The sequence below is a fragment of the Bacteroides acidifaciens genome (assembly GCF_024623065.1).
Taxonomy (GTDB): Bacteria; Bacteroidota; Bacteroidia; order Bacteroidales; family Bacteroidaceae; genus Bacteroides; species Bacteroides acidifaciens.
Genome location: NZ_JANJZR010000016.1, coordinates 62254 through 76448, shown reverse-complemented (window position 1 = coordinate 76448; position 14195 = coordinate 62254). Strand labels below are relative to the sequence as shown.

Annotated in this window: 8 protein-coding genes; 4 read left to right on the top strand and 4 right to left on the bottom strand. The window is 43.9% G+C overall.

The window, feature by feature from the left end; genetic code table 11:
* Positions 1–252: 252 nt before the first annotated feature.
* The gene (locus NSB03_RS07155; RefSeq protein ID WP_136013396.1) at positions 253–1224 is read right to left on the bottom strand and encodes a type I phosphomannose isomerase catalytic subunit; all 972 of its coding nucleotides are present in this window, start codon (positions 1222–1224) and stop codon (positions 253–255) included.
* Between the two features lie 260 nt (positions 1225–1484).
* Here NSB03_RS07155 and NSB03_RS07150 point away from each other — a divergent pair, with 260 nt between their 5' ends.
* Genes NSB03_RS07150 through galK form a run of 3 tightly spaced genes read left to right on the top strand, consistent with a single transcriptional unit; the run spans position 1485 to position 5102 of the window.
* Positions 1485–2582: an aldose epimerase family protein gene (locus NSB03_RS07150; RefSeq protein WP_135039460.1), complete on the top strand. Its 1098-nt coding sequence runs from the start codon at positions 1485–1487 to the stop codon at positions 2580–2582.
* Positions 2583–2632: 50 nt separating this feature from the next.
* Entirely contained in the window at positions 2633–3910 is a 1278-nt protein-coding gene (locus NSB03_RS07145; RefSeq protein WP_121765251.1) for an MFS transporter, read from the top strand.
* Positions 3911–3947: 37 nt separating this feature from the next.
* Complete coding sequence (galK, locus tag NSB03_RS07140) at positions 3948–5102, top strand: galactokinase (protein ID WP_024986655.1); 1155 nt, start codon at positions 3948–3950, stop codon at positions 5100–5102.
* A 119-nt stretch (positions 5103–5221) separates the two neighbouring features.
* Here the strand turns inward: galK and NSB03_RS07135 are convergent, their stop codons facing one another.
* The 3 genes from NSB03_RS07135 to NSB03_RS07125 are packed head-to-tail and all read right to left on the bottom strand — an operon-like array spanning position 5222 to position 9738.
* Entirely contained in the window at positions 5222–6190 is a 969-nt protein-coding gene (locus NSB03_RS07135) for a glycoside hydrolase family 43 protein (protein WP_024986654.1), read from the bottom strand.
* Positions 6187–8169, bottom strand: a complete 1983-nt coding sequence (locus NSB03_RS07130; protein ID WP_024986653.1) for an alpha-L-arabinofuranosidase family protein — start codon at positions 8167–8169, stop codon at positions 6187–6189. Before NSB03_RS07130 ends, NSB03_RS07135 begins: the two co-directional genes overlap by 4 nt.
* Before the next feature lie 27 nt (positions 8170–8196).
* Positions 8197–9738 (bottom strand): arabinan endo-1,5-alpha-L-arabinosidase, encoded by a 1542-nt coding sequence (locus tag NSB03_RS07125; protein WP_024986652.1) that lies wholly within the window; start codon positions 9736–9738, stop codon positions 8197–8199.
* A gap of 155 nt (positions 9739–9893) precedes the next feature.
* Here NSB03_RS07125 and NSB03_RS07120 point away from each other — a divergent pair, with 155 nt between their 5' ends.
* Positions 9894–14174: a hybrid sensor histidine kinase/response regulator transcription factor gene (locus NSB03_RS07120; protein WP_257466298.1), complete on the top strand. Its 4281-nt coding sequence runs from the start codon at positions 9894–9896 to the stop codon at positions 14172–14174.
* The last annotated feature ends 21 nt before the right edge of the window (positions 14175–14195 follow it).

The following is a 14195-nucleotide window of genomic DNA, read 5'->3' as shown; positions in this document are numbered from 1 at the left end:
AGAAAGGGAGACTTTTTATTGTGTGGACTATTATTTAAATTGAGGAAAAAGATGAGGGGGGCTTTTTAGTCAGCCCCCTATCGTAAAGCATAGCTTTAGCAGACATAAAGCGATGCTTTACTCTTTCGTTTCCCTAAAGCTCTATAATACATCATTAATCATTCCATTACATACAACAAAAAGTCATCCGGCTTTGCCCGCCATTTATAACGGAACAAAGTCGGATGATCTTAACTATACGCATATTAAATTTTACACGTATGTCTCCAACAATTTCACATTTCCTCCTTCAGGAGTGATTATGATGTCTTGCGTAGTTGCAGGCAACAAAATAGATTCTCCGGCACTAACAGTCAATTCATGTCCTTCGTTATCTCTCATTTTGCATGCACCTTCCATGCAGATAAAAATCACAAACGAGTCAAGTTCCGAGTAATCGCAACTGATTTCTTCGGTCATGTCATACAGAGAAGTCGTAAAGTAAGGACAGGCCACCAATTCTACCGGTTCATCCTTCACTGCATCGTATTTAGTGCGGTAGTCATCCAATACTTCGTAATTGATAGCCTCACGAGCTAAATCAGTGTGAAGTTCACGAGTTTTGCCGTTCGCGTCCTTGCGGTTGAAGTCGTAGATACGGTACGTTATATCAGAAGTCTGTTGAATCTCGGCAATGAACGCCCCGGCTCCGATACTGTGCACACGCCCGGCAGGAAGGAAAAACACATCACCCGGATGGATTTCATACTCTTGCAATACGTCGGTAATCGTATTGTTCAACACGCGTTCTTTATATTCTTTCGGGGTAATCTGTTCAGAGAATCCTGAACGCAATTTAGCTCCTTTATCGGCATCTACCACATACCACATCTCGGTTTTTCCCATCGAATTATGGCGTTTCTTCGCCAACTCATCTGTTGGGTGTACCTGGATTGACAAATCCTGTTTGGCATCGATGAACTTAATGAGCAACGGAAATTTGTTGCCGAAACGGGCATAATTCGCTTCACCAACCAGTTCCTCACGATACTTTCTTACCATATCGGCTAAGGTTAAACCTTTATCCGGGCCATTAGCCACTACGGATTCATTGTCCTCAACACCGGAAATCTCCCAGCTTTCTCCTACTCCTTTCAAGTCTGAGTTCAAATGCTTGAATGGAATAATTTTGTCGCCCCCCCAAAGCGTCTGCTTCAGAATAGGTTCGAATTTTAATGGATACATTTTAGTTTTTCTTGTTATAAACTTAGATTAAATTCGCTCGGATTGTTACAATCCGGGAGCAAACATACAAAAAATAGTTTAGTTTTAAAGAAAAGGAGAATGAAAATTCATTTAAGAAATAATCTTTTGCTTTTGTATCCGAAAGAAGATGAAGTAATAAAGCTAAACTTTCCTAAAGTACCTGTTATATTTAGTCGGAATAATTTGTGAGAAAGAAAGAATTTCCCTTTATTTGCAGGAAATTTTTAATAATACCAAACATGAATAACACATTCCCAACAGAAGGGAATCTATCAGGGCTCAGCCGGAAAGATTTCCAAAAGGATATAAATGATAAGAAAACCGATTTATTTATCCTCAAAAACACAAAGGGAATGGAAGTAGCTGTAACCAATTACGGATGCGCCATTCTTTCTATCATGGTACCGGACAAAAACGGTAAGTATGCCAATGTAATCCTCGGTCACGACAGTATCGACCACGTCATCAACAGTCCGGAACCTTTCCTGAGCACGACCATCGGACGCTATGGCAACCGTATCGCCAAAGGAAAATTCACATTGTTCGGCGAAGAACATGAACTCACCATCAACAACGGTCCTAATTCCTTGCATGGAGGACCTACCGGTTTCCACGCTCGTGTATGGGACGCTATACAACTTGACGAGAGCACAGTGCAATTCAACTATGTTTCTGCCGATGGCGAAGAAGGATTCCCCGGCAACCTGGAAGTAGAAATGACTTACCGTCTGGAAAACGAAGTAAACGCACTGACTATCGAATACCGTGCTACAACAGACAAAGCCACAGTGGTTAATCTGACTAACCATGGTTTCTTTAACCTCGCCGGCATCGCCAACCCTACTCCTACCGTCAACAACCACATTGTCACTATCAACGCTGATTTCTATACGCCCATCGACGAAGTTTCCATCCCGACTGGAGAAATTGCCAAAGTAGAAGGCACTCCGATGGATTTCCGCACTCCGCATACCGTAGGCGAACGTATCAATGACAAATTCCAGCAACTGATTTTCGGTGCCGGCTACGACCACTGCTATGTACTGAACAAGATAGAAAACGGTTCGCTCGACCTTGCTGCTACCTGCAAAGACCCGGAAAGCGGACGTATCATGGAAGTGTACACCACCGAAGCCGGTGTACAACTTTATACCGGCAACTGGCTGAATGGATTTGAAGGCGCACACGGGGCTACATTCCCTGCAAGAAGTGCTATCTGCTTTGAAGCACAGTGCTTCCCGGATACCCCAAACAAACCGCATTTCCCATCGGCTACTTTGCTGCCGGGTGATGAATACCAACAGATCACTGTTTACAAGTTTACTGTGGAAGAATAAGATTTGAAAAACAACTAACCTAATTTTATAAACTAACATTTTTTTGAACCATGACACAAGAAAAAAAGAGTGGTAATCTCATCGCTATTATCACAATGTGCTTTATTTTTGCGATGATTTCCTTTGTTACTAACATGGCCGCTCCATTCGGTAATATCTGGGGATTCCAATATAGTTGGGCTGCCATGATGGGAAACATGATGAACTTTGCGGCTTACCTGTTTATGGGTATTCCCGCAGGTAAAATGCTCGTTAAATACGGGTATAAGAAGACTGCTTTGAGCGCCTTGGCAGTAGGTGCTATCGGATTGATTGTACAATATCTTTCCAGTATTTTCGGCGCAGACATCGAAACGTTCACTTATGATGGTCAAATCGTTGCTCTGAACCTTATTATCTATCTGTTGGGGGCATTCATCTGCGGTTTCTGTGTATGTATGTTGAACACCGTAGTAAACCCGATGTTGAACCTCTTAGGCGGTGGTGGAAACAAAGGAAACCAGTTGATTCAAATCGGGGGTACCTTGAACTCACTGACCGGAACATTGACGCCGCTATTGGTAGGTGTATTGATTGGGCAAGTTACCGCTGAAACAAGCATGAGCAATGTAGCTCCTCTTTTGTTTATCGGTATCGGTATATTCATTCTGTCATTCGTCATCATTTCATTTGTTGCCATCCCCGAACCGCAAGCTAACACAGGAAACAAGAAGTTCGAACACAGTCCATTGGCTTTCCGTCACTGTCTGCTGGGCGTTATTGCTATTTTCTTCTATGTGGGCGTAGAAATCGGTATACCGGCACAGCTAAACTTCTATATCACGAACCTAGGATTCGAAGGCTCAGCAGCCATAGGTGGTACATTGGCTGCCAGTTACTGGTTCCTGATGCTTATCGGACGTGCTTCCAGCAGTATCATCAGCGGAAAAATTTCAACTACTGCACAAATGACTGCCGTTTCCTTGTTTGCCATTATCATGTTGCTGATTGCTATCCTGATGCCTGAAACAGTCACTGTAGAATTCAAAGGAAATGAAATTCCAATGAAATGTTTCCTTATTGCAGTATGCGGACTTTCCACTTCTGTTATGTGGGGCGGTATCTTCAACCTTGCCGTAGAAGGACTGGGCAAGTATACGGCTGCTGCGTCCGGCTTATTCATGATGATGGTAGTCGGTGGTGGTATCATGCCATTGATTCAAGACTTCATAGCAAAAGCAACCAACCCGATCACAAGCTACTGGCTGATTATCGCTATGTTGGTCTATATTTTATATTATAGCAAAATCGGTTGCAAAAATGTCAACAAAGATATTCCTGTGGAATAATCATATATAAATTATTCACCTTTAAACTATTAATATCATGGATACAGAATACGTAAGAAGTCGATTCATTAAACACTTTGACGGAACTACCGGATTTTTATATGCTTCTCCGGGTCGTATCAACCTGATCGGCGAACACACTGACTACAACGGTGGATTCGTATTTCCGGGAGCAGTGGACAAAGGCATGATTGCTGAAATCAAACCGAACGGAACTGACAAAGTGAGAGCTTACTCTATCGACTTGAAAGACTATGTGGAATTTGGCCTGAACGAAGAGGATGCTCCACGTGCCAGCTGGGCAAGATATATTTTCGGTGTATGCCGTGAAATGATTAAACGTGGCGTTGACGTGAAGGGATTCAATACTGCTTTTGCAGGTGATGTACCTCTGGGTGCAGGTATGTCTTCTTCTGCTGCTTTGGAAAGTACGTATGCTTTCGCATTGAACGAACTGTTCGGTGAAAACAAAATAGATAAATTCGAATTGGCTAAAGTGGGCCAGGCAACAGAACACAACTACTGCGGCGTGAACTGCGGTATCATGGACCAGTTTGCTTCTGTGTTCGGTAAAGCAGGCAGCTTGATCCGTTTGGATTGCCGTTCACTGGAGTATCAGTATTTCCCATTCCATCCGGAAGGCTATCGCCTGGTGCTGATGGATTCTGTTGTGAAACACGAATTAGCTTCTTCCGCTTACAACAAGCGTCGCCAAAGCTGTGAAGCTGCTGTTGCCGCTATCCAGAAAAAACATCCGCACGTAGAATTCCTGCGCGACTGTACGATGGCTATGCTGGAAGAAGCGAAAGCTGATATCAGCGCTGAAGACTATATGCGTGCAGAATATGTAATCGAAGAAATCCAACGTGTACTCGATGTTTGCGAGGCATTGGAAAAGGATGATTACGAAACTGTCGGTCAGAAAATGTATGAAACTCATCACGGCATGAGCAAGCTGTACGAAGTAAGCTGCGAAGAACTCGACTTCCTGAATGACTGCGCTAAAGAATACGGTGTAACCGGTTCACGTGTAATGGGTGGTGGCTTCGGTGGTTGTACTATCAACCTTGTTAAAGACGAATTGTACGATAACTTCGTTGAAAAGACAAAAGCTGCTTTCAAAGCTAAATTCGGCAGAAGCCCGAAAGTATATGATGTAGTAATCGGCGACGGTTCTCGTAGATTGGAATAAGAAATTATTCAAGATTAAATAACTAAGAGGGGCGGCTTCCCATCACGGTAGCCGCCCTTCTTCTCAATTAACAAAACCTATTATCTACTGATTTAACTAACTCCAATCTTATTATTCTTTTACTGTACGCCTTCTGTCGTCATCTGTATTCTCTTCATTGTGCCGTCTTCATTGTAATACAAACGGTCGATGCAAACGGAGCGACGGAAACTGCCACCAGCCGTATTAATGCCGCCATTGTGATAAATGAAATACCAGTCTCCCTTAAATTCGATGATGGCCTGGTGGTTAGTATTGGAGTTACCCGCAATTTCATTCAGGATACCTTTATATTCCCAAGGTCCTGTAATGCTACGGCTCATTGCATAGCAAATCTTTTCTGGAAATCCGGAAGCATACGAGAGATAATACCAGTCTCCACGTTTATGAATCCAAGGAGCTTCCGTAAAACGAGGAAGACTAACCGGGATAATCGGACCGTCCAATTCGATCATGTTCTTTTTCAGTCTGGCATAGTAGCATTGGGTGTTTCCCCAATAAAGATACGCCTGACCGTCATCGTCAATAAAAACTGTCGGATCAATATCATCCCACCGAATTTTGGTATATTCGGTGGTCATGTCATTGGTGATCAATGCCGAACCGCGGGCATCTGCAAAAGGACCTGTCGGAGAATCAGAAACGGCTACACCGATAGATTTACCGGGAATCGTATTGTGTTCTACCGTTACATACCAATAAAACTTGCCGTCACGTTCAATCACTTGGCTTGCCCACGCCTCACCTTTTGCCCAACTGAAATCCTTGGCTTTTAAAGGAACAGGATGTTCCGTCCATGTTTTCATGTCGGGAGAGGAAAAGACACACCATTCATTCATCAGATAATGTTCTTTGGGGGGCGGACATTCATCGTGTCCGGCGTAGATATATACTTTCCCATCATGTACCATGGCTCCCGGATCCGCCGTATATTTATATTGAATGACGGGATTGCCATTGGCAATAAAAGTAGTGTCATTCTGCGCTGACAGTCCGGAAAAGGCTGTCAGTGCAAATGAGAGAACTATGAATCTACTCTTATTTATCATTTCTTCGTGAATTTATAAACAGTAAATGTATTCGGTTCCAACTCGGCTGTAAACACATGCCCTTCAATAGATACCGGAGTCTCTTGCGGAGTAATGGCAAAAGGTTGTTCAAGCGTATTATCTTTGTCCAAATCAAGTGAGCGAAGCTTGATACAACGGCCATTCGATAATACGTCTTGTTTCTTCAATCCTGCGAAGTTCAACGAAATAGGTTGGGCAGTATTCGAAGTGTTGGCAACCTTTACAATCAGTTCATTCTTATTCTTATCATATACGGCACTGGCAAAGAGCCCGTTCTGTCCTTCGGCACCTGTCACGCTTTTCTTGTCCATGGTAAGCGGAAGTACATTCGTCCCTTTGTTCTGTGCATACAGTTGCTGCACATAGTAGCTTACGGTACGTACGGAATTCAGGTTATCAAACCAAATCATGTCCGGACGCCACTGCCAACCTTCCACATGAGCGAAAAGCGGAGCATAAGTGGCCATGTGAACGATGTCAGCATTACGTTCCAATCCAGTCATGAAAGCAGCTTCGAGCAAAGCGGCATTGAAATGGTTCCATTTCTTTCCTTTTCCGTGGCAGGCATATTCACCGGCAAAGACTTTCGGACCTTTACGGTCGTAGTTGTCATAACGTGCACCTTGGGCTAAGAACCAGCTTTCGGGACGATAGAAGTGTTCGTCCACCAAATCGGCTTTCAGGCGTTTCATTTCGGGCCACAGGTAATCGAATTCCTTACCTTCGGAATTAGGACCGGAGCTGCCTACAATCTTCACATCGGGATATACCTTACGGATAGCTTTGATAAACGGCTCGAGACGTTCGGGATATTCTTTACCCCATTGTTCGTTACCGATACCGATAAATTTCAGATTGAAAGGAGCAGGATGCCCCATATCTGCACGCACTTTTCCCCAAGTCGTATTAACATCGCCATTGGCAAATTCAATCAGGTCAAGTGCGTCCTGAATATAGCTGTCCAAATCGCAGACTGCTACGTGAGCTTTCAGGTCGTCATTCTGATATTGGCAAGACAAACCGCAATTCAGAATTGGAAGAGGTTCTGCACCCATTTCTTCCGACAAAAGAAAGTATTCATAGAATCCAAGCCCGTAGCTTTGATAATAATCCGGGAAGAAACGGTGGGTAAAAGTATATTGCCAACGGTTTTCGTTCAAAGGACGGTTTTCCACGGGACCCACTGACTTCTTCCAGTCATAGCGGGTTTCCAGGTCGGTACCTTCTACAATACAGCCGCCGGGAAAACGGAAGACTCCCGGATGAATATCCGCCAAAGCCTGTGCAAGGTCTTTACGGAGTCCGTTTTCATGTCCTTTCCAAGTATCTACCGGGAAAAGAGAAATGTGTTCCAAATCTACAGTTCCTTTGGAAGTAAGAAAAATGCGAAGCGTAGATTTAGGATTGGTTACTCCCGGTTTCAGGATAACCTGATATTTTTTCCATTCTTTTGAATCAATGGTAAGATTCTGTGTGGCAAAAGCCTGACGTTCGCCCATTGATTTGGTATCTACGAGTTCAATCCGCAATGTTTCTTTCGCACTTCCCTGTGGCAGGCGTGCCCAAACGGAAAAACGATACTCCTCTCCTTTCTTAACACCGATACCGAAAAAGCCTTCGTTATCAAGTCCGGTATGCTTATGCGCGTGTCCCGGGTCGGAAAGGCGTACATAATGAGGATTGCGTTCGAAAGGGCCGTCGTCCATCAATGACACTTTTCCATAGGTATTCCAGCCCATCAAGTGTTGGGGAAACTCGAATGAACGGTTCTTGACCAATTCAGCATAAAGCCCCCCGTCGGCAGCATAGTTGATGTCCTCAAGAAAGAGTCCGTACATGGTAGGTTGAATTTCAGCTCCCAACTTCTTGGTTTGTATCACCATTTCATTGGTTTGCGCATGAAGTGCCATTCCGGCAGAGATGGCTAATGCAGCCAAGATTTCTGTGTATCTTCTCATGGTTTTCAATAAAAAATTATATATGGTTTATTTGATTCTTTTTCCCCAGACAGAACGTCCCTGACTATCGAGCCCGGTAAAGAGAATGGTTTCTGTTTCATTCTCCCAATCATGTCCTGCAAAGATAATCAGATTATTAATTTCCTCTTTGCCAAATTTTACTATTAACAGGTGTTTTTCGGTCAAAAAGGACCAGTTTCCATTCATTTGCACAATTTTCCATTCATCATCCGTCATCTCCCCTTTGCAGGTTCCATCCTTTAATAAACTGATACGGGTTGAGAGATTCCACTCACCGTCTTTCAATTCACCTTCGCCCCAAAGGATTTGTCCGGCTTCCAACTGGCGTTCGTACTTTGGTTCCTGCACACGGATGATCTCCCACTCTCCTGCCAAGTCCGCTTCGGTGAATTTACGGGGAACTGTCCCTGCATATCTTTCGGGAGAAACGACCGGCCATCCGTCCGGTGTAAAGAACAACTGGCGAATATGCAATACCATCAACTGGTTTTGCGGAGAAAGACGCCCTTGGTGAGCCATGAAATAGTTTCCTTCACCATCGGAGAAAACTCCGCAATGCGCTGTACCCGCCCATCCTTGATGATTCTCAAAACGATAGGGAGCGGTCAATATCGGGAAATTATTGGTCGTATCTTTCACCGCCTTTCCCGAATAATCGACAAACGGCCCCTCAGCGGCGTCCGAACGGCTGACACGTACATTATAGGTTGTCATCAACGGGTCATAAGAAGTGAACAGATAGTATTGTTTCAAATCAGGGTTGTAAATTATTTCCGGTGCTTCGAGGTTGTCTTTCCTGTAATTGGCACGACGTGCTACAAGATGCCCCAAGTCTCCGTTTTTCAGAGGCAATCCAGTTTCAGGGTTCAATTCTACACAGTATAATCCGCCGAAGAAAGAGCCATAATGCATCCACCATTTTCCGGTGACCTCGTCTACTATGACACTTGGGTCGATGGCATTCATAGCAGTGGAATCATCTGTCTTTACGGTACAACCCACTTGCGTCCACGGCCCTTCGGGAGAAACGGATTCAGCAAGCCCGATATAGGAAGCCTTACGCCCGAATGCGGATACGCAATAGTACAGACGATATTTGTCCTTGTAGGGGATGATATAGGGAGCCCAGATATTTGTAGCTCCATGTCCGCCCGCGTGAGCCTGTACCCACCGGACAGCTTCTTCGGGTATCTCGGGAAAAGCCCATCCCAGAAATTCCCAATGTACCAGATCTTTGGAACGGCGCATCTGGATATATCCCAAGGGAACTTCTTTTTCTTTGGCTTCCTTCTGGTTTTCACCGAAAATAGCGTCAGTAGAATACATATAATAATAGTCGCCCAGCTTGCGGCAGGACGGGTCGTGCACATTATATGTTCCCCACTGGCGGTAATTTTCCATTTTAGCTACGGATAAATAATTGTCATCCCAAGGATTCGCAGAAGGAATCGGTTTAAACACAGCAGAAGTGCAACTTGCGAACAAGCTGCCTGCAATTAAAAAGACGGGCAAGAACAAGTTTTTCATAACATCAGTGTTTTCGTTCATCAATTATGTTACAAAAATACGGCCTGTTTCACCTATTGAAGGTGGACATACGAACACGATTGGTGGACAATCCTGTATTCTGCCAAAAAGAAGCCCGTTTCGCTTTTGCGATTTGAGATTATCTTTTAACTTTGCTCTTATTAATACGTACTCGCATGAAAAAACACCTATTCGTACTCCTTATAATCTATAATATTCTGTTTTTTGCCGGCCGGAAGAACGTACATGCACAAGAACGGTTCGCCGACCGCTACAACATCACATACGTGACAATGAACAACGGATTGCCCCACAATTTCATAGATGACTTATATAAGGACAGCCGTGGATTTCTATGGATTTCAACTGCCGGAGGCGGAGTTTCGCGCTACGATGGCTATGAGTTTGTGAATTACAATCCCAATACCCCTCATTGCAAGCTGAAAAGCAACTTTATTATTAATGTATGCGAAGATTCATTTCAAAGACTTTGGATGGTGTCGGAAGGAGGAACGGACATCATTGACCTCACCAACCTGAGACCGACCTTGCCGCGAGATGCCAAAGGGGTATTGAAAAACATCTTGAACCAGCCGGCTACACACGTCATGAAAGATTCTAAAGGTTGCATCTGGTTACACTGCGCCAATAAGCTCAATCGTATTGAATTTAACGAAAAAGGAGAAGTAAAATCTGTTTCCACCCTCGTTTCCGTTCCCTTGAACGGACCGAATATCGCTCTTCAGGATATTGACGAGGACGGTAAAATATGGGCGGGAATCAATGGTGAAATACTTAAAGTGGATTGGGACCCACAAGGAAAACTGACAGCCATCCCCATCGCCGAATGCCTGAAATTCGAGCCCGGGACCTATATATCCGATTTTCTAATGAAGGAAAACGAGGTATGGGTTTCTACTGACCGGGGGCTGTTCCGATATAATAAAAACGGGAACGTCGTCAAACGGTATGAACACGATCCGATTAATCCCCGTTCGCTTTCACAAAACTATCTGACCGACCTGGCTATCACAAATGATAAACAATTGATTATTGCCACTTTGTGCGGTGTGAACATCTATAACCCAATGACCGATGACTTTGAGCGCATCGCATCCTATGGCCTTCAAAATGGAAGTTCCAATCTGCTGAACAGTAACTTTATCAATGACATACTATCTGAAGAGGATCATATCTGGTTCGGAACAGAAACCGGCGGCATCAATATGCTGAGTCCAAGACGGTTATCAATGCGTAACTATAAACACGACAAAGAAAACCCGTCAAGTTTGTCCTACAATCCGGTGAATGCCGTATATGAAGATATTTACGGCACATTATGGGTAGGCACCGTAGAAGGCGGACTGAACCGGAAAGAACATGACAACGAGCAATTTACTCATTTCACCCGTGAAGGCGAGGGACTGAGCCATAATTCTGTCAGTGCATTGACAGCCGATCAAGACGACCATCTATGGATAGGAACCTGGGGCGGAGGTATCAATTTGCTTGACTTGAAAGCTCCCCGACAAGTGCTGAAAGTTATTTCTTCTCAGACAAACGGAGGATTTCCAATCGACTTTATCGGTTCGCTGACATACGACCCTATAAATAATGGTATATGGATAGGAGCCAATCAAGGACTTTATTTTTACGAGATAGCTACCGGAAAAATCTGTGCTCCCCTGGCAAACAAAGTGGCAGAGAACATTCACGGCTGCATCGGTTCTATCATTGATAAACACGGGAAACTCTGGATAGGATGCATGGAAGGTGTGTACATCATCGATCTCCACTCACGCACATCCACAGGGGAGTTTCAGCACAGGCATCTGAAATTTAAACTGGATGATCCCGACTCACGTCTGATTGAAAAAATCACCTGTTTCTTTGAAACCAAAGATGGTACTCTGTGGCTGGGAAGTAACGGATACGGTATTTACAAACGGACAATAGACAAACAGGGTAAGGAAATATTCGTATCTTACAGTACTTCTCAAGGGTTACCCAACAGTAGTGTACGCGGTATATTGGAGGACAGCGAAGGTCATCTTTGGATTGGGACAAATAATGGCCTTTCCTGCTATCATCCGGAAGAGAATCGCTTTATCAATTATACTTCTCAGGATGGGTTGATTGACACTCAGTTTTACTGGAACGCCTCTTGCCGTTCGGCACGTTCGGGACAAGATTTACTTTATTTCGGCAGCGTAGGCGGATTGGTGGCCATCGAGAGCAATCGTCCCGCCATTTCTCTTCCTGCCGCCAAAGTTCGTTTCACACGCTTGAGAATTGGCAATGAAGAGATTTTTCCGGGAAACGAATATTTGCCGGAAGATATTGCTATCACTAATGAGTTACGGCTGCACGAGAAGGAGAAATCGTTTTCTTTAGAATTTTCAGCACTCAATTTTGAAGCGAGCAGTACGGCTGTTTACAGCTACCGGCTGCTCGGATTTGACGATAAATGGGTGCATGTGCCCGGCAATCGCCGTTTTGCCAGTTATACAAATTTGCCTCCGGGAAATTATACACTGCAGGTAAGATATACCCCTGACAGGGAAAATGAAGGGGAAAATGTAACAGAGTTGAACATCACAATTGTTCCTTACTTTTATAAGACTGTATGGTTTATTCTATTGATCATCATTCTCGTGCTTGTGATTATATGGCAATTTTACCAATGGAGAATTCGTACGCTGAAACGGCAGAAGGAGTATTTGCATCGCACGGTGGAAGAACGCACGCACGAACTGGAGCAACAGAAACATTTGTTGGAAAATCAGACTGAAGAACTATCACGGCAGAACCGGATGCTGACCCAACAGAACGAGAAAATTACGAAGCAGAAAGCACAGTTGGTCCGAATGTCGCGCAAAGTGCAGGAGCTGACGCTTGATAAGATTTCTTTCTTTACGAATATCACACATGAGTTCCGAACGCCGATTACGTTGATTATCGGGCCTATTGAACGTGCATTGAAGTTGAGTTATAATCCACAGGTGATTGAACAACTTCATTTCGTAGAGCGCAATTCGAAATATCTGTTGTCTCTGGTCAATCAGTTGATGGACTTTCGCAAAGTGGAATCCGGCAAACTGGAAATTGTCAAGACGCGGGGGAATTTTCTGAAATTCATTGATTCGCTAATCACTCCTTTCGAAGTGTTTGCAGGGGAAAGGAATGTCGTGCTGAAACGATATTATCGGATGGAAACACCGGAGATTCTGTATGATGAAGAGGCAATGCGTAAAGTGGTGACTAATCTGTTGAGTAATGCAATTAAGTTTACACCGAATGGAGGTACAGTCTCACTGTATATATCTTCACTACCATCTGGCAAGAGTGGAAAAGAATCTTTATATATATGTGTCGGAGATACGGGACCGGGCATTCCGGAAGAAGACCTGAACAGGATTTTCAATCGTTTCTATCAATCGCAGAACCAAGTGAAGTATCCAGTTTACGGACAGGCGGGAACAGGTATAGGCCTTTATCTCTGCAAACGAATCGTGCAGATGCACGGTGGAGAAATCAAAGTGCGTAACAATCGTCTTGCGGGCTGTTCTTTCCGCCTTCTCCTCCCCTTGCAACAGGAAGAAGAAAAGAATGATAAGTTAATAATCATTGATTCTAACGGTTCTTCATCCAATCCTGTCCCGGCTTCTGAGCCCTCCAAAGAGAAAGAAGCTTTGACGATTCTAGTGGTAGAAGACAATGTAGATATGCGGGGATACATCCGTTCCATTCTCCGTGAACAGTACAATGTGCTAGAGGCATCAAACGGCGAAGAGGCAATAAATATTCTTTACAGCAACCCGGTGGATTTTATCATCAGTGACTTGATGATGCCTGTAATGGATGGCATTGAGCTCTCCCGCCGTGTGAAGGATACTTTTGCCATTTCACACATACCTTTCTTGATGCTGACTGCCAAGACCTCGCAAGAAACACGCTTGGAAAGTTATCGTATGGGAGTGGATGAGTATCTGCTGAAGCCATTTGATGAGACTTTGCTCTTGACACGTATTCAGAATATCTTGGAAAACAGGAAGCGGTATCAGCGAAAATTCACACTCAACATGGATGTGGATGTACTAAATATAGAAGAGGAATCCGGAGATAAGAAGTTTCTGAATCATGTAATGGAGGTCATCAAGGAGAATTATAAGAATTCTTATTTTGAGGTAAGTGATTTTAGCGAAGCGGTCGGAGTGAGCAAAAGTCTGCTGAATAAAAAGCTGCAAAGCCTCATCGGACAATCTGCCGGACAGTTTATCAGAAATTATCGGTTGAATATAGCACGCGAACTGATTCTGAAGAATCGGGAATCAAAGAATATGAATATTGCGGAAATATCTTATGAAGTCGGGTTCAATGATCCGAAATATTTTACAAGGTGCTTCACCAAATACTTCAATACGACACCAAGTTCACTACTTAATAAGGAAGAATAGTTTTACCTAAAACAATAATTT